This is a genomic window from Raskinella chloraquaticus (SeqCode), assembly GCF_021731865.1.
GTDB lineage: Bacteria > Pseudomonadota > Alphaproteobacteria > Rhizobiales > UBA4765 > Raskinella > Raskinella chloraquaticus.
Window position 1 is genome coordinate 1 of the sequence record NZ_JAKFWN010000026.1, and the last position, 15227, is coordinate 15227.

General features: G+C 60.6%; 19 protein-coding genes. 9 read left to right on the plus strand and 10 right to left on the minus strand.

Annotated features, from left to right (window positions below; genetic code table 11):
* Window positions 1-123 precede the first annotated feature (123 nt).
* The 6 genes from ACINK1_RS09190 to ACINK1_RS09215 form a co-directional block, all read right to left on the minus strand.
* Window positions 124-978: a flagellar motor protein MotB gene (locus tag ACINK1_RS09190; protein ID WP_376801537.1), complete on the minus strand. Its 855-nt coding sequence runs from the start codon at window positions 976-978 to the stop codon at window positions 124-126.
* 3 nt (window positions 979-981) lie between these two features.
* Complete coding sequence (locus ACINK1_RS09195) at window positions 982-1755, minus strand: motility protein A (RefSeq protein WP_376801538.1); 774 nt, start codon at window positions 1753-1755, stop codon at window positions 982-984.
* A 126-nt stretch (window positions 1756-1881) separates the two neighbouring features.
* The gene (locus ACINK1_RS09200) at window positions 1882-2337 is read right to left on the minus strand and encodes an NfeD family protein (protein ID WP_376801539.1); all 456 of its coding nucleotides are present in this window, start codon (window positions 2335-2337) and stop codon (window positions 1882-1884) included.
* Window positions 2338-2346: 9 nt separating this feature from the next.
* Window positions 2347-3315 carry an SPFH domain-containing protein gene (locus tag ACINK1_RS09205; RefSeq protein WP_376801540.1) on the minus strand — a complete coding sequence of 323 codons (969 nt, stop codon included), beginning with the start codon at window positions 3313-3315 and terminating at the stop codon, window positions 2347-2349.
* An 81-nt stretch (window positions 3316-3396) separates the two neighbouring features.
* Entirely contained in the window at window positions 3397-4044 is a 648-nt protein-coding gene (locus ACINK1_RS09210; protein WP_376801541.1) for a TetR/AcrR family transcriptional regulator, read from the minus strand.
* Window positions 4045-4225: 181 nt separating this feature from the next.
* A complete protein-coding gene (locus tag ACINK1_RS09215) occupies window positions 4226-4543 on the minus strand; it encodes a hypothetical protein (protein ID WP_376801542.1) in 318 nt (105 codons plus the stop codon).
* A 139-nt stretch (window positions 4544-4682) separates the two neighbouring features.
* On the opposite strand from ACINK1_RS09215, the gene ACINK1_RS09220 reads away from it, so the two are divergent.
* Window positions 4683-5303, plus strand: a complete 621-nt coding sequence (locus tag ACINK1_RS09220) for a TetR/AcrR family transcriptional regulator (RefSeq protein ID WP_376801543.1) — start codon at window positions 4683-4685, stop codon at window positions 5301-5303.
* On the opposite strand, the gene ACINK1_RS09225 is transcribed toward ACINK1_RS09220, so the two are convergent.
* Together ACINK1_RS09225 and hemH are read right to left on the minus strand one after the other, a co-directional pair.
* Entirely contained in the window at window positions 5258-6211 is a 954-nt protein-coding gene (locus tag ACINK1_RS09225) for a sterol desaturase family protein (RefSeq protein ID WP_376801544.1), read from the minus strand. The two genes, ACINK1_RS09220 and ACINK1_RS09225, sit on opposite strands and share 46 nt — an antisense overlap.
* A 153-nt stretch (window positions 6212-6364) precedes the next feature.
* Window positions 6365-7450 (minus strand): ferrochelatase, encoded by a 1086-nt coding sequence (gene hemH / locus ACINK1_RS09230; RefSeq protein ID WP_376801545.1) that lies wholly within the window; start codon window positions 7448-7450, stop codon window positions 6365-6367.
* Between the two features lie 198 nt (window positions 7451-7648).
* Here hemH and ACINK1_RS09235 point away from each other — a divergent pair, with 198 nt between their 5' ends.
* The 8 genes from ACINK1_RS09235 to ACINK1_RS09270 all read left to right on the plus strand — a co-directional run bounded on the left by ACINK1_RS09235 (window position 7649) and on the right by ACINK1_RS09270 (window position 13170).
* Window positions 7649-7969 carry a lysozyme inhibitor LprI family protein gene (locus tag ACINK1_RS09235; RefSeq protein WP_376801546.1) on the plus strand — a complete coding sequence of 107 codons (321 nt, stop codon included), beginning with the start codon at window positions 7649-7651 and terminating at the stop codon, window positions 7967-7969.
* 69 nt (window positions 7970-8038) lie between these two features.
* Window positions 8039-8248 carry a hypothetical protein gene (locus tag ACINK1_RS09240; RefSeq protein ID WP_376801547.1) on the plus strand — a complete coding sequence of 70 codons (210 nt, stop codon included), beginning with the start codon at window positions 8039-8041 and terminating at the stop codon, window positions 8246-8248.
* Window positions 8245-8985, plus strand: coding sequence for a metal ABC transporter ATP-binding protein (locus tag ACINK1_RS09245; RefSeq protein ID WP_376801548.1), 741 nt, complete (start codon window positions 8245-8247; stop codon window positions 8983-8985). The genes ACINK1_RS09240 and ACINK1_RS09245 overlap by 4 nt, the downstream gene beginning before the upstream one ends.
* Before the next feature lie 8 nt (window positions 8986-8993).
* Entirely contained in the window at window positions 8994-9863 is an 870-nt protein-coding gene (locus ACINK1_RS09250; RefSeq protein WP_376801549.1) for a metal ABC transporter permease, read from the plus strand.
* Window positions 9864-9884: 21 nt separating this feature from the next.
* Window positions 9885-10826 (plus strand): metal ABC transporter substrate-binding protein, encoded by a 942-nt coding sequence (locus ACINK1_RS09255; protein WP_395760083.1) that lies wholly within the window; start codon window positions 9885-9887, stop codon window positions 10824-10826.
* Between the two features lie 9 nt (window positions 10827-10835).
* Window positions 10836-11798: a GTP-binding protein gene (locus ACINK1_RS09260; RefSeq protein WP_376801551.1), complete on the plus strand. Its 963-nt coding sequence runs from the start codon at window positions 10836-10838 to the stop codon at window positions 11796-11798.
* 54 nt (window positions 11799-11852) lie between these two features.
* Window positions 11853-12869 carry a WD40 repeat domain-containing protein gene (locus ACINK1_RS09265; protein WP_376801552.1) on the plus strand — a complete coding sequence of 339 codons (1017 nt, stop codon included), beginning with the start codon at window positions 11853-11855 and terminating at the stop codon, window positions 12867-12869.
* 1 nt (window position 12870) lies between these two features.
* On the plus strand, window positions 12871-13170 hold the full coding sequence (locus tag ACINK1_RS09270; protein ID WP_376801553.1) for a hypothetical protein: 300 nt from the start codon (window positions 12871-12873) through the stop codon (window positions 13168-13170).
* Between the two features lie 81 nt (window positions 13171-13251).
* On the opposite strand, the gene ACINK1_RS09275 is transcribed toward ACINK1_RS09270, so the two are convergent.
* Together ACINK1_RS09275 and ACINK1_RS09280 are read right to left on the minus strand one after the other, a co-directional pair.
* Window positions 13252-13494 carry a twin-arginine translocase TatA/TatE family subunit gene (locus ACINK1_RS09275; protein ID WP_376801554.1) on the minus strand — a complete coding sequence of 81 codons (243 nt, stop codon included), beginning with the start codon at window positions 13492-13494 and terminating at the stop codon, window positions 13252-13254.
* Window positions 13495-13628: 134 nt separating this feature from the next.
* On the minus strand, window positions 13629-15062 hold the full coding sequence (locus tag ACINK1_RS09280; RefSeq protein WP_376801555.1) for a homospermidine synthase: 1434 nt from the start codon (window positions 15060-15062) through the stop codon (window positions 13629-13631).
* Window positions 15063-15227 lie beyond the last annotated feature (165 nt).

Consider the following 15227-nt stretch of genomic DNA (forward strand, 5'->3'; position numbering starts at 1 on the left):
CCCGCTCCCGAAGGTCTTCCGAATAGGGTCGCGTCATCCATGCTGGCCTCCCTCCCCAGCACGGAGCTTGAATCAGAATCCGCCTGATTTGGGAATCCCGATTCCCTCAAAAAACAGCATGCTCTAGGGGCGCAAATTGCGCGGCAAGGCGCTGGCGGCGGGCATCACGAGGATGGTGACGCGCGAATTGGTGGTGGCGAAGGGATTGTTGAGCACGTAGGGCTCGTTGTCCGCCTTGCCGGTGACGGCGGCGATCCGGTCATTGGGCAGGCCGCTTTCCGACAGAACCTGACGAACGGCGTTGGCGCGCTCGCTTGACAGATCCCAGTTTGAATAGCCGGCGCGGCCCTGGACGCGGCGCGAACTGGTATGGCCGATAATGGTGATGGGATTGGGCAGGCGGGTGAGCGCGGGCGCGAGGCTCTGCAGGGCCTGGCGGGTCCGCTCATAAGGAAAGCGCGAGCCATCTGGGAACATGGAGCGCCCGTCCTGATCAACCAGCTGGACTGCCAGACCGTCGGGCGTTTCCTCGAAAATGATATTTTGTGACAGGGATGAAATTTCCGGCAGGTTCTGCAAGGCCTGGCGCAGCGTTGCGGCAGCGGTTGCGAATTGACGTGATTTGGCCTGGGTGGTTTGTTCGTTGTCTCTCGTTGTCAGCTCGGGGCCCTGGCGGCGTTGCTGATCGTTGCGCTCATTGGCGACCGCGATTTCGAGCTTGTCGTCGGCCGTTGGCGACACGTCCTTCAGGAAGTCCTTGGTCTGGACGCCGCTGATCTCGACGACGCCGGCAAGCCGCGAGTCACGGGCAACGCCGAAGGCCTCGCGCATGGAACCGGCGACCTTGGCAAGCTTCACCTTGTCCTGGCTCGAAAAGGCGGCGACGACCACGAAGAAGCTCATGAGAAGCGCCATCAGATCGGCGAAGGTCACGAACCAGCCGTGACCGCCAGCGTGAGCTTTTTTCTTACGGGCCACGGCTCAGGCTGCCTCTTCGAAGGCTTCGCGATGCTTGTGCGGCAGATAGGCGAGCAGCATCTCGCGGATCAGCGCCGGGCTCTTGTTCTCGCGGATCTGCAATACGCCGTCGATGACGAGCGTCTCGACGATCTCATCGTGATGGAGTTTCATCTCGAGTTTTTCGGCAACCGGCATGCAAACGAAGTTCGCGATCACTGCGCCGTAAAGGGTCGCGAGCAAGGCCACCGCCATCGACGGGCCAAGCTTGGAGGGGTCTGACATGTGGGCAAACATCTGCACCATGCCGATGATGGTGCCGACCATGCCGAAAGCGGGGGCGCAATCGCCGATGGCCTTGTACACCTTGCCGCCATCTTCCATGCGAGTGGCGTGAAGGTCGCGTTCGCGCTCCAGTGTTTCGCGGATGAAAGCGGAATCATAGCCATCAGCGATCATGCGCACGCCTTTGGCGAGAAACTCATTATCGACTTCGACGGTTTCAAGGGCGATCGGCCCCTTCTTGCGCACGACATCGGCAAGTTCGGTGATCTGCTCGATCAATTCGCGCGGGTCAGCGGTTTGATGGGCGATTGCCATCTTCATGCCTGATATCAGGCCGGTGAAGGTCGTCTTCATCGGGAAACGGACGAGGGTCGCCGAGATGACGCCGCCACCGATGACAAGGGCGGCGTGCTCGGACCAGAAGGCCGAGATGTCGCCATCATGCGTCATCAGAATATAAAGGACAGTTATTGCGGCTACAAAGCCCAACACCGAACCAAGATCAACTTTCATAACACGCTGCCTCCGGACGGCTTCTGCCGACGCTCCACTAAGACAGCGCTAGAATGGGCGTGAGTAGTTAAAAAAGCCGGAAGGTGACTGGGTTTTTGATCACGAAATCAGCTGTGTTGCACCGAATCAGCTTGCTTGACGTACGGTCAGGACGGAGCCGTCGACGCCGCTTACAGTCACTTTTGTCCCTGCCGGGCAGTCATTTCCAGCGATGCGCCAGAAACTATCGTCGATTCTCACACGACCGTTACCCGAAATGATCGGCTCGGCCAGAATAAATTCGCGGCCGATGTGGCGCGCGGCGCGGGCGTTGAGCGTGGGATCGGCGGATTGAGGCGCCAGCCGGCGCTGCAATCGCCACCATAGGACGAGGCTGGCCAGCGCCAGCAAGGCGAAGGCGACCAGCTGGCCTTTGAGTGAAAGACCAATGAGGGATGCCATCAGCCCGGTTGCGACTGCCGCCAGCCCAAACCACAGGAAGACAAAGCCCGGGGCAAGTGTTTCCAGCCCCATCAAGGCAAGGCCGACGATCAGCCAGCTCCAGGCGCCGAACTGATCAGTCCAATGCTGCAGCCATTCCATTGTCTGGTCTCAGCTTCTGTCGCCGGGCACGACGGGGACGCCCGGGCGTGCTGGCGGCGGTTTTGCGTTTGTGCCGAAGGCCTCTTTGGCGATCTCGCCGATACCGGCAAGCGAGCCCAGGATGGCGGTTGCCTCGATGGGCAGCATGATGACCTTCTGGTTGGGTGAGCGGCCGATCGCCTCGAAGGCCTTCACGTATTTCTCGGCGATGAAATAGTTGAGCGCGGTGACGTTGCCGCCGGCAACCGCCTGCGACACCAGCTCGGTGGCTTTGGCCTCCGCGGCGGCAGAGCGCTCGCGCGCCTCGGCGTCGCGGAAGGCCGCTTCCTTGCGCCCTTCGGCCTCCAGGATCTGTGATTGCTTGGCGCCTTCCGCCTTGAGGATCTGCGCCTGGCGCTGGCCTTCCGCCTCGAGGATGGAGGCGCGCTTCTCGCGCTCGGCTTTCATCTGCCGGCCCATCGCCTCGATGATATCGGTTGGCGGGATGATATCCTTGATCTCGATGCGCAGGATCTTCACGCCCCAGGGAGAGGCAGCGGCATCCACAACGCGCAGAAGCCGGTCATTGATCTCGTCGCGATGCGAGAGCAGCGAATCAAGGTCGAGCGAGCCCATGACGGTGCGGATATTGGTGGTGGTGAGGTTCAGAACCGCATTGGTGAGGTTTTGCACCTCGTAGCTGGCCTTGGCGGCATCGACGACCTGGAAAAAGGTGATGCCGTCGACGCGGATGATGGCGTTGTCCTTGGTGATGACTTCCTGCGAGGGAACATCCATCACCTGCTCTTTCATCGAGATGCGGCCGCCGATGCGGTCGATAAAGGGGATGAGAATGTTAAGCCCGGGACTGAGAGTGCCGGTGTAGCGGCCAAAGCGCTCAACCGTCCAGTTGAACCCTTGCGGGACGGTCTTGACCCCGGCCAGAACGGTCAATACGACGAGGACCAATAAGATGATGACGAAAATTTCGCTACCCAAGGGTCAATCCTCCCCATGTGCTGAGGGCGCCTGTCTAGCACGCCTGACGGGCGCGCGATATCAGTGTGTCATGCTCGCGGCTCACGCGCCGTTTGGAAACAGGTAACCGCTCAGCAGGCGCTTCATCTCGGCAATGATCAGCGGGCGCTCCTTGTCGCCGCCCGGCGCATAAGCGAGCGCCAGAAGCGTATCTCCGACCTCTGCCAGGATGCGCAGCTTGATATCAAGCTCGGGGCCGGGTTCAAGCCCCAGCACCTGGCCCATCAGCATCTTCACCAGTTGTTCGCCGTCCACATCGGATGCGGCCTGGCTGTCGCGGGCATGGCGGCTGACGTGGCGCCCGCCATAGGCGATGGTACGGAAATCCGCGTGCTGGTCGAGATAGGCGATAAACGCGTCAATGGCGGCGATGAGGGCGGTGGGTCCGTCGGCTGGCGGCGACATCATCATGTCGCGCAGCAATTCTTCCTTGAAAATCCCCAGATGTCGTACCGCAATCGCGTCGACAATCGCCTGCTTGTCGGGAAAAAAGCGATAAAGCGAGCCCACCGATACGCCGGCCTCGGTGGCGATCATGCCGGTTGTCACATCATCAAACGGCACACCGCGGGCGAGCACGCGCGCGGCTGCGGCAAATATCCGCTGGACGGTCTCCTGGCTGCGTTCCTGCGCCGGACTGCGCCGGGCCTGAACCATGCGCACTTCGGTTTCCTTACTGTCATCGGCCATAAAACTCGAACGTCCCCGTCAGCTTTTTCTGACGCGGTTTCTAGGCTTAATTCCGGAAAATAACCAGTGGATGCGCCTGATTTTGACGGCGATACCTATGGCATTCAATTCCTCAACTGGATCGCGGCTGCACAGTTTGTCCTGTGCAGCCGTAAATCTCAGCAATTCACGCAAGGGTTGATCAGTTGCGGGTGATGGTACCGGAGCGCTGGAGCGCCCGCCCGCGCGGACCGGTGAGGGTGCCGCTCGTTGTGCATTGTCCCCCTGCACATTGCGCCGCGCGGGCGCGGGTCGCCGATTTTCCATTCGGCCCGGTGATCGATTGCTGCGAGGTGCAGGCGCCGCCAGCGCAGGAAGTGTTTCCCTGCGTGACATATTGGCGCCCGCCCGGTCCGGTCACATTGCCTGAGCGCTGGATGCCGGCAGCAGCGGCGTCACCCAGCAGAATGCCCGAAAACAGGAGAACGGTAGCAAATTTCGACACAATGCGCAGGTTCATGGTGGTATTCCTTTCTGGTTTATCGCTCCTGCGCCAAGGCGCCGGGCATACAGTTGTTCTAATCGATCCTGCGGTCATCGTTATTCAGTTTCGGGCCCTGCGGAGTGGTTTGATGAAATTCTTTCAACCAGCTGATTTCATGAGAAAAAAGCCGATACAGAGGCGTTCGGAATCAACCATCGACACGATCCTGGAGGCCAGCGCTCAGATTCTCGATGCGGAAGGCGAAAAAGGGCTCAACACCAATGACATCGCCACCCGATCGGGATTTTCGGTTGGTACGCTCTATCAGTATTTCAAGAACAAGGACGCGATCGTTCAGGCGATGGCAGAGCGTGAAGTTCGCCTCGTCAACGAAAAGTTCGATCAACTGATCAAAGCGGAGAAAAATCTGACGCAGGAGGCCGCCGTCAGGGCGGTGGTGCGGGTGCTGATCGAACCTTTCTCAAAACGTCCCAGGGCAAGGCGGGCTGCCATGCTGTTTCTGGCCAAGCGCATCGATATTCTGGTGGCGCGCAAGATCGTGGTGGAAATGTCAGGCAGATTGTTCGAGCGCATGCGCTATCACGTTGCCTTCGAAGGGGTGCCAGACAAGGTCAGGCGCGCCGTTCTGATGTCGGCGGTGATGGGTGCCATTCGCGGCACATTGATCGACGATCCCGAATTGATCACAACGCAGGGCTTCGAGGATGAGCTGGTGACGCTGGTGCTTGCTTATTTGGCGGCACCGGTGCGCAGGGGCGTGGCGGGCGAATTATAGGGTTTTTGGGCTTGAACATCAGGCTGCGTTGCCTTGGCGAGGGAGCGGCGCAAGCTCTCGCTGGTCATGCCCTTCCCGTCAGGCTTCCAGCCCGGAGGGCCGAAGAGATAGCCCAGCCTGTCCTTCCAGTTGCGTGCATGCGCGACATCCGACAGGAGAGCGGCCCATTCGTGCAGCGCGATCTTGATCGGGTTGCGGGTCTTGAGGGGGGTGACAAGGCCAAAGCGTGGCTTGATGTCGTCACGTTCAGCCACATACGTTCCAAACAGGCGGTCGAAGAGAACGATCATACCGCCAAAATTGCGATCAAGATATTCCGGGTTGGCGGCGTGATGAACGCGGTGATTGGAGGGTGTGTTGAGGACATATTCCAACACCCCCAGACGCGGAAACCATTCGCTGTGAAGCCAGAATTGATAGATCAGGTTGACGAAGAGCGCGGCGAGAACGGCCAGAGGATGAAACCCCAGGATCACCAGCGGTGTGAAAAAGAGGGCGAGGCCGGATAATTCCGCCGTCCAGCCGAGGCGAAGTGCTGCAAGGAAATTCAGATGATTGGGCGTGTGGTGGACGACATGGGTCGCCCAGAACCAGCGGATTTCATGGCTCAGCCGGTGCTCCCAATAATAGAAAAATTCAAAACCGATCGCCAGAAGCGCAATCCCCCACCACTGGTCGAGCGGAACGGTGAACAGGCGAAACTGCCACAGCCACAGGTAGATACCAGCGACAAGGCCGCGCGTGACCAGGTTCTTGAGAAACTGGCCGGCGATGATACCAAGCGATATTCCCGCTTCGCTCCAGGCGAAAGGGCGTTTGCCAAGCCAGCGATAGAGCACCGCTTCAGCGGCCGCGATCACCAGCAAAAGCGGCAAAGCAAACAGAAAATATCGCGGTTCAAACGACATCGGCAAGGTTCACTCCGCAGCCATCGGCGCCATCATCGTTATCCAATTATAGGCGAATGGGCTTCCCGGCGTTTCGTGTTCCAGCGTGGCAAGTGTTTTGTTCAAGATATTGAATTATAATCAGTATTATTCAAGGTAGCAGACTTAATGAGCTTATTCGCTCAGTTTTCCTGACCCGGGCTGGATCCAGCCTGACAGTTCACGGCGCACGACCGCTTCCAGAACATCGAGACCCGCTTTGCTATCATTGAGGCAGGGGATGTAGGTGAATTTGTCGCCGCCATTATCTTCGAAAAAATGGCGGTTCTCGACATCGAGCTCTTCCAGCGTCTCAAGGCAATCGGCGCTGAAGCCTGGTGCGATCACCGCCAGCTTCCGCGTGCCGGATGTTGCCAGTTCCGTGATCGTTTCATCGGTGTAGGGGCGTAGCCATTCTTCATTGCCGAAACGGGACTGGAACGTCACCTTGTATCGGTCAGCCGGCCAGCCGAGTTTCTCGCGCAGCAAACGCCCGGTCTTCACGCATTGGCAATGATAGGGATCGCCCTTCATCAGGTAGGATTTCGGCACGCCGTGGAAGGAGGCGAGCAGCATGTCAGGCTGCCAGTCGAGAGTGGCGAGATGGCGGGTCACCGAATTGGCCAGAGCGTCGATATAGGCTGGATCATCCGCCCAATTATGGGCAACCCGGAGTGTTGGCTGCCAGCGCATGCGCATTAACTGGCGAAACACGTCATCGCAGGCGGTGGCCGATGTGGCGGCGGCATATTGCGGGTAGAGCGGCACGAAAAGGATGCGGTCGCAGCCCTGTGCCAGCAGCCGCTCGATGGCCGGGCCGGTGGCGGGATTGCCGTAGCGCATGGAAAAATCAACGATGATATCAGGAGACAGCTTGGCCAGGCGCGATGCCAGGCCCTCTGACTGCGCGCGGGTGATGGTGAGGAGCGGGCCTTCATTGCGCTCCTTGTTCCAGATCGAAGCGTAATCCTTGCCCTTGCGCCCCGGCCTTGTGGTCAGAATGATGAGATTGAGCAGCGGCCACCACAGCACGCGATTGACCTCGATGACGCGGCGGTCGGAAAGGAATTGTTTCAGATAGCGGCGCATCGACCAGTAGTCGGTGCCATCAGGGGTACCAAGATTGGCGATCAGGACGCCGATGCGGCCAACCTTGACAGGAGGGTGTCCTGCAGGAAGGGTGAGATGAGGCGATGCGGCGGCGGTATCGCGAGAGGGCATTTTTTCTCCGGCTGTTGTGTCAGGTCGGGTCAGATCGCAGCGGGTCATGGTGTCTTTGAATTAGTCAAACGCTAACTCCGTAATTGCAAGCATGATCGGCGCTGGCGCAATGTCGCAGGCCTCCGTGAGAGTGCGGTTTCGCGTGATTGACGCCTCGGTCATAATGGAGTGTGAGGCGACGGCAAAAGGATGAACAAGATGTGGCGTAGCGTTCTAGGATTGGCGTGTCTGCTGGTGCCGCTGGTGGCCTCGCACGCCGCTCAGGCTCAAAGCTTCAATTGCCGACTGGCGCGAGCGCCTGATGAAATCCTCATCTGCCAGGATGATGAGTTATCGCGTCTGGATGAGCGGATGTCAGCGCTCTATTTCGAGGCGCGCAATCGTGCGCCTGCGCCGGTTCGCGCGGAAATGGAGGCTGATCAGGCGGATTGGCTGGCGTCACGGCGCGTTTGCGGTCGCGATGCGCGCTGTATACGGGCAGCCTATAACGTGCGGATTGCCGAGCTCAATCGCCGCTGAGCGATTTGCAATGTTATAATATAACATTTGTGTTGCCAAACCTCCGGCCGGCGCGCTAGAGGGGTGGTCATGACGTCGCATTCAGATACGCTCACCTCTGCAGCCGCACCGCACGATCACAGCGCTCATGCGCATGGCCATGCCCGCGCGATGCAGCACACCGTGACGGTGGTTCGTCGGTTATCGCTGTTTACGATGTCGGCAGGCTGGCGTGTTGGTGGCGTTATCGCCGTGCTTGCGGTGATGTGGGCTGGCGTCGCGCTGGTCGTTTTCTCATGAGTGACAGCGCGCTCGTCTTTGATGATGTGACGCTTGGCTATGACAGCCACCCGGTTGTCCACCATCTGCGCGGGCGGGTTGAACGTGGCGATTGCGTTGCAGTCACGGGGCCGAATGGCGCTGGAAAATCGACGCTGCTGAAGGCGATCAACGGGTTGATGACACCCCTTGGCGGGCGCATCGAGTGCGGTGCGCGAGCCAGGCGCGATATCGCCTATCTGCCGCAAGTGGCCGAAATCGACCGCAGCTTTCCGCTGAGCGTCGGCGATCTGGTGGCGGCGGGAGCGTGGCGCCATTGCGGGATATTTTCAGCCATCAACGGCACGATGGAGGCGCGGGTCAGCCAGGCGATCGGCGATGTGGGCCTCACCGGCTTCGAACAGCGTGCCATCGGCGCCCTGTCAGGCGGGCAATTGCAGCGCGCGCTTTTCGCGCGCGTCCTCGTCCAGGATGCGGCCATCATCCTGCTGGATGAACCGTTCACCGCTATCGACAATGCCACAACGCGTGATCTGATGGCGCTCATCGGCCGGTGGCGCCAGGAAGGGCGCACGGTCATTGCGGTATTGCATGATCTTGATCTCGTCCGGGAGCATTTTCCGCGTACGCTCTTGCTGGCAAGAACGGCGGTTGCGTGGGGTGCGACCGGCGAGGTGCTAACGATTGATAATCTGGCCGCCGCACGGCACATGATCGAGGCGCCGGATCCGCATGCGCCTCTGTGCCCGGTCGATTGAGAGCTGACATGTTATACAGCCTCCTCATCGCGCCCTTTGTCGAATTCGATTTCATGCGCCGTGCGCTCATTGGCCTTTTTGCTCTGGGCCTCGGGGCAGCGCCGGTTGGCGTTTTTCTCATGCTGCGGCGCATGTCGCTCACGGGCGATGCGGTGGCGCACGCCATCCTGCCAGGGGTGGCGGTTGGCTTTGCGCTTGCAGGGTTTTCAGTGGTGGCGATGACGGTTGGCGGGCTTATCGCGGGTTTCATTGTCGTCGTCGTGTCTGGGATCGCGGCGCGCTCAACCGCGCTCAACGAGGATGCGACGCTGGCTGCGTTCTATCTTGTCTCGCTTGCCTGCGGCGTCATGCTGGTGTCAGCGCGGGGCAGCAATGTCGATCTCCTGCACTTTCTCTTCGGCCATGTGCTGGCGCTCGATGACCCCTCGCTTCTCCTCATCGCGATGACGAATTCGCTAAGCCTGATCGTGCTGGCGCTCTTTTATCGGCCGCTTGTCATCGACAGCGTTGATCCGCAATTTCTGTCGACGCTCAGCCGGGCCGGCGGCGTGGCGCATCTGGTGTTTCTGGCGGTCGTGGTGATCACAACGGTTGGTGCCATCCAGGCTCTTGGCACGTTGCTTGGTGTCGCGGCCATGATCCTGCCGGCGGTCGCCGCGCGCTTCTGGACGCGTGACGTCAACACCATGGTGCTCACGGCGCCCTTGTTTGGCATCAGCGCCAATATCATCGGTCTGCTTGTCTCCTACCATGGTGATAGCGAGACCGGCCCGGCGATCGTTCTCACGCAGGGGTTCGCGGTGTTTCTTTCCCTGATGTTCGGGCGCGCCGGCGGCCTGGTCCCGCGCCTGTTACGCCCCCGCCATCGGGTTGCCTGATGGCTACCAACGGAGAATGACATGATTGACCGGCGTACCATCCTTTTGGCACTTGCAGGCCTGCCAGCAGTAGCGGCCCGCGCGCAAACGCCGGGCGCAAGCCCGCCCTCTTCCGTCATTGCCTCGTTTTCGATCCTTGCCGATCTTATCGCCAACGTCGCCGGCCCGGCGGTGCCGGTGGCAAGTCTGGTCGGCCCCAATTCGGACGCGCATGCCTATCAACCCAAGCCAGGTGATTCCCGTCTTCTTGCCGCTGCCAGGCTGATCGTCGTCAACGGCCTTGGCTTCGAGGGGTTCATCGATCGTCTGGTGAAAGCGTCGGGAAGCAAGGCGCAGATCGTCGTTGCCAGCAAGGGCATCGTGCCCCTGAAAGCCAAAACGGGCGCAGACCACGCAGACGCTCACGGCCATAAAGCCCACAACCATGACGAGGCTGCCGATCCCCATGCCTGGCAATCGGTCGCAAATGCCAAGATCTATGTGGCCAATATCCGTGACGGGCTGATCGGCGCCGACAGCGCCGGGGCTGAGGGGTACCGGCAGCGAGCCAAGGACTATCTGACGCGGCTTGATGCGCTTGAAGCGGAGATTGGCGCCGAGATTGCCCGTATACCGCCGGCCAGCCGCCGCGTCGTTTCCTCGCATGACGCTTTTGGCTATTTTGAAAGGGCTTATGGGTTGACCTTTATCGCGGCCCAGGGCCTGTCAGCGGAAAGCGAGCCTACGGCTGCCCAGATCGCCACGCTGATCCGCCAGGTCCGCAAGGAGAAGGTCAAGGCAGTGTTCACCGAGAATGTGCTGAGCCCCCGGCTTGCGCAGCAGCTTGCCCGGGAAAGCGGAGCGTTTGTCGGAGGAACGCTTTTTTCTGACGCGTTGTCGGATGCAAAAGGTCCGGCGGCGACCTATATCGATCTCATGCGCCATAACGCGCGAACGCTGGTCAGCGCGCTTCTCACCTCGTGAGGCTTTCATATGCAGGAACAGATACCCGTTACCGTCCTCACCGGCTATCTCGGTGCCGGCAAGACGACATTGCTCAACCGCATTCTCTCCGAGCCGCACGGCAAGCGCTATGCGGTGATCGTGAACGAGTTTGGCGAGGTTGGTATCGACAATGATCTCGTCGTTGGCGCGGACGAAGAAGTCTTCGAGATGAACAATGGCTGCATCTGCTGCACGGTGCGCGGTGATCTCATTCATATCATCGACAATCTGATGAAGCGGCGCGGACGTTTTGACGCCATCATCATCGAAACGACAGGGCTCGCTGACCCGGCCCCCGTGGCGCAGACCTTTTTTGTCGATCAGGATGTGCGGGCGAAAACCAGGCTTGATGCGGTGGTGACGGTGGTGGATGCCAAGCATCTGGTGGCGCGACTTGATGACGCACCCGAGGCGCAGGACCAGATCGCCTTCGCCGACGTCATCTTGCTCAACAAGACAGACCTGGTGAGCGAGGATGATCTGAAAGCCGTGGAGGCACGTATCCGCGCGATCAACCCTTACGCCAAGCTGCATCGCACCCAAAACTCAAATGTGGCGCTTGAGGCCATTCTTGATCGCGGCGCGTTTGATCTTGAGCGCATCCTGTCGGTCGAGCCCGACTTCCTCGACGGCCATCATGATCACGACCATGATCCGGATGTGGTGTCGATGTCGCTGACCATTCCGGGTGATATCGATCCGGAAAAATTCCTGCCGTGGATCAACGAGGTGTCGCAGACCTTTGGTCCGCAGCTTCTGCGCTACAAGGGCATTCTCGCCTTCAAGGACGAGCCGCGCCGCTTCGTGCTGCAGGGCGTGCACATGATCATCGATGGCGATCTGCAGCGGCCTTGGAAAGCGGATGAGAAGCGCGTGTCGCGCCTCGTCTTCATCGGGCGCGATCTTGATCAGGCGGCGTTGACGGCCGGCTTTGAGGCCTGCAAGGCTTGAAGGGCTTTTTCGCTGTCCGCCTTCGTGTCAATTTATGAGGTCTGACCCTAGCTCATGACAGCCTCGATAACGTCTTCTCCCGATCAGGGTCCGCGCTTCGAACTTGGCGCCCATGTGCTGACGGCGCATTTCATTGGCCCGCTGGCGCTCTTTGCCACCGCCGAGGGCGCGGTTGCGGCAGCGACACCCGGCTCGGGGCTTGAAGGGCAAAACCAGGTCGACCAGTCCGGGCTCGTTCTGGCGGTGGCTGCCAGCGATGGCAAGGCGCTCATCGTTGCCGGCGAGCGTGGCGTTGTACGTCGCGTTACGTTGAAAGATGTGAGCGACATCGCTCATTGCAGCGGCGCCTGGCCAACGGCGCTTGCCAGCGGTCCGGATGGAGCGGTGGCTGTTGCCGCAGGGCGCAAGCTGTCGGTGTGGCGGGGTGGCGAGACGATTTTCACGACGCAAGCGCCGTCGCTGGTGCAGGGCCTTGCGTTTGCCCCCAAGGGGTTTCGTGTGGCGGCAGCCCATGGGGGAGGGGCCAGCCTGTGGTATCCGGGGCAACCGGCTGCCGAGCCGACGCGGCTGGACTGGAAGGGCGCCCATCTCGACGTCGTCTTTTCGCCTGATGGGGCGTTTCTGGTCACCTCCATGCAGGAAAACGCCCTTCATGGCTGGAAGCTTGCCGACAAGGCGCATATGCGCATGACCGGCTATCCTGGCAAGCCGCGCTCGCTTGCCTGGACGGTCAAGGGCAAATGGCTGGCAACCTCGGGGGCGGATGCGGCCATTCTCTGGCCGTTCCAGGACAAGAACGGGCCGATGGGCAAAGCGCCAAAGGAAATCGCCGTGCGCGGCGACAGCAAGGTAACGCGGGTTGCCTGCCATCCGCAGGTTGATGTCGTGGCAACCGGCTATGATGATGGCATGGTGCTGCTGACGCGGCTTGATGACCTGGCCGAAATTGTCGCGGTGCGCCCCATGGCGTCCGCGATCTCGGCGCTCGCCTGGTCGGCTGACGGGGCGATGCTTGCCTGGGGCAGCGATAGCGGTTTTGCCGGTATCTTTTCAGCCCGGCAGAGCGTCTGACATGCGTCTCGGGCGCTGGTTCAGGCCGGATGAGAAGCGCCAGAAGGATGTCGAGCGCCTCAAAGGGTGGGTGCGGGCAGCGCTGGCGGTCGATGACAGCAAGACGGTATCGATCAGCGAGATCGAATGCGGCGATCCCTCGTGCCCTGGCGGCATCGAGACCGCCGTGCTGGTGCGCGGCAAAGCAAGCGTCGAGGCGGCCTTCAAATTGCGCGGGCCGCTCGACAGCCTGAGCGAAGCGATGGTCGCAGACGCCGTCGGCGCGTGGCGGGCAGCCAGAATGACCGGCCCCGCTTCATGACGCGATCAGAGCTCCTGCCGGGCCCATCACTCGTTTCCGGCGATTTTCCGTCTGCGGCGCCGTCAAGAGGCGCACCGCGCCTCAGCTGCGTGGTGGCGCGGCGGAGGCGTTCGCCTGCGGAGCGGCCTGCTGTGCCACCGTCTGGTCAGTGACAGAACCAGCGGGCTTTGCTTCAACGGTTTCGTCTTCGGCAAGGCCTTTCTTGAAGGATTTGATGCCTTTGGCGACATCGCCCATCATTTCCGAGATCTTGCCCTTGCCACCGAACAGCAGCAGGGCGAGAAGCCCGACGACTAGCCAATGCCAGATGCTGAATGCGCCCATCACGTCCTCTCAAACTCTGTGCGCGGCCAATAGGCCGCCTGTCGTACCTATCCTAAAGCATAATATCGGGTAGCGGGAAGAGGATTGCTAGCCCCTGACGCAAATTCGCTGAAGAACGTAAACGCGGCCCCGCCTCAACGCACCAGCACGTTACGGAACTGCCAGGGGTCGCTGGTGTCGATATCCTCAGGGAAAAAGCCCGGGCGGTCGGTCAGCGGCGTCCAGTCGGTGTAATAGCCTTTCACCGGGCCGAGATAGGGCGTCTGTACCTCAAGGCAGCGGCGAAAATCCATTTCATCGGCTTCAACGATGCCAGCCATCGGGTTTTCGAGCGCCCATACCATGCCGGCCAGCACCGCAGACGTTACCTGCAAGCCGGTTGCGTTCTGGTAGGGGGCAACGGAGCGGGTTTCCTCGATGGAGAGTTGCGAGCCATACCAATAGGCGTTCTTGCCATGGCCGTAGAGCAGCACGCCCAGTTCGTCGATGCCATCGACGATCTCATGTTCATCGAGAATGTGGTGTTCATCCTGCATCTTGCCGGCCTTGCCGAACATCTCGTGCAGCGACAGCACGGCGTCGTTGGCCGGGTGATAGGCATAATGGCAGGTCGGGCGATAGATCGCCTTGCCGGCACCGTCACGCAGGGTGAAATAATCGGCAATCGAGATCGATTCATTATGGGTGACGAGAAAGCCGTACTGGGCGCCTGGCGTCGGACACCACGAGCGCACGCGGGTATTGGCGCCGGGCTGGAGGAGATAGATCGCCGCGCCGCAGCCATCCTTGTGGGTGCGGCCATTCTCCGGCATCCAGGTTTCATGCGTGCCCCAGCCAAGTTCGGCTGGTTGCATGCCCTCCGACAGGAACCCTTCGACCGACCAGGTGTTGACAAAGATGTCACGCGGCTTCGGGGTTCTCGAGCGTTGGGTATCGCGCTCGGCGATATGAATGCCCTTGACGCCAAGCCGCTGGGCGAGCCTGCCCCATTCCTCGCGCGTCGTCGGCTCGTTGCCCTTGTGTCCCAGATCGGCGGCAAGATTGACCAGAGCCTGCTTGACGAACCATGAGACCATGCCCGGATTGGCGCCGCAGCAGGAGACGGCTGTTGTGCCGCCAGGCGTCTTGCGCCGTGCCGCAAGGACAGTCTCGCGCAGGGCATAATTCGAGCGCGCTTCCGGCCCTTTGGACGTATCCCAGTAGAAGCCGACCCAGGGTTCCACCACGGTGTCGATATAGAGCGCGCCGATATCGCGGCAGAACTCCATGATGTCGAGCGAGGAGGTGTCGACTGAGAGGTTGACGCAGAAGCCTTGTCCGCCGCCTGCGGTGAGGAGCGGCTTCAGCAATTCCTTGTAATTGTCCCGCGTCACCGCCTGGTGAATGAAGCGGATGCCATGTTTGTCAAGGATGGCCCTGTCACTGTCATCGGGATCAATGACAACGAAACGGCTCTTGTCGAACTCGAAATGACGCTCGATGAGCGGCAGCGTGCCGCGACCGATCGAGCCGAAGCCGATCATGACGACAGGGCCGGAAATTTTTGCATGGATGGGGTGCTGGGGCATGGATTGTCCCTGAAAGGCAAATGATGACGGGAAGGGCAGCCTGACGGCGCCACGTGACGAGGGCTTGCTACACGTTAACTCTTGCCTTGTCGATCACGCGTGGCGCAGCCAAGTGCAAGGTTCGCCCGATCATTCAATCCGGCATTGGCGGACATTGATATGGCT

Excerpts from the sequence above, each read along its gene's own strand:
- ACINK1_RS09195 (WP_376801538.1), bottom strand. The coding sequence starts at position 1,755 with ATGAAAGTTGATCTTGGTTCGGTGTTGGGCTTTGTAGCCGCAATAACT.
- ACINK1_RS09200 (WP_376801539.1), bottom strand. The coding sequence starts at position 2,337 with ATGGAATGGCTGCAGCATTGGACTGATCAGTTCGGCGCCTGGAGCTGG.
- ACINK1_RS09210 (WP_376801541.1), bottom strand. The coding sequence starts at position 4,044 with ATGGCCGATGACAGTAAGGAAACCGAAGTGCGCATGGTTCAGGCCCGG.
- ACINK1_RS09215 (WP_376801542.1), bottom strand. The coding sequence starts at position 4,543 with ATGAACCTGCGCATTGTGTCGAAATTTGCTACCGTTCTCCTGTTTTCG.
- ACINK1_RS09220 (WP_376801543.1), top strand. The coding sequence starts at position 4,683 with ATGAGAAAAAAGCCGATACAGAGGCGTTCGGAATCAACCATCGACACG.
- ACINK1_RS09225 (WP_376801544.1), bottom strand. The coding sequence starts at position 6,211 with ATGTCGTTTGAACCGCGATATTTTCTGTTTGCTTTGCCGCTTTTGCTG.
- hemH (WP_376801545.1), bottom strand. The coding sequence starts at position 7,450 with ATGCCCTCTCGCGATACCGCCGCCGCATCGCCTCATCTCACCCTTCCT.
- ACINK1_RS09235 (WP_376801546.1), top strand. The coding sequence starts at position 7,649 with ATGTGGCGTAGCGTTCTAGGATTGGCGTGTCTGCTGGTGCCGCTGGTG.
- ACINK1_RS09240 (WP_376801547.1), top strand. The coding sequence starts at position 8,039 with ATGACGTCGCATTCAGATACGCTCACCTCTGCAGCCGCACCGCACGAT.
- ACINK1_RS09245 (WP_376801548.1), top strand. The coding sequence starts at position 8,245 with ATGAGTGACAGCGCGCTCGTCTTTGATGATGTGACGCTTGGCTATGAC.
- ACINK1_RS09250 (WP_376801549.1), top strand. The coding sequence starts at position 8,994 with ATGTTATACAGCCTCCTCATCGCGCCCTTTGTCGAATTCGATTTCATG.
- ACINK1_RS09255 (WP_395760083.1), top strand. The coding sequence starts at position 9,885 with ATGATTGACCGGCGTACCATCCTTTTGGCACTTGCAGGCCTGCCAGCA.
- ACINK1_RS09260 (WP_376801551.1), top strand. The coding sequence starts at position 10,836 with ATGCAGGAACAGATACCCGTTACCGTCCTCACCGGCTATCTCGGTGCC.
- ACINK1_RS09265 (WP_376801552.1), top strand. The coding sequence starts at position 11,853 with ATGACAGCCTCGATAACGTCTTCTCCCGATCAGGGTCCGCGCTTCGAA.
- ACINK1_RS09270 (WP_376801553.1), top strand. The coding sequence starts at position 12,871 with ATGCGTCTCGGGCGCTGGTTCAGGCCGGATGAGAAGCGCCAGAAGGAT.
- ACINK1_RS09275 (WP_376801554.1), bottom strand. The coding sequence starts at position 13,494 with ATGGGCGCATTCAGCATCTGGCATTGGCTAGTCGTCGGGCTTCTCGCC.
- ACINK1_RS09280 (WP_376801555.1), bottom strand. The coding sequence starts at position 15,062 with ATGCCCCAGCACCCCATCCATGCAAAAATTTCCGGCCCTGTCGTCATG.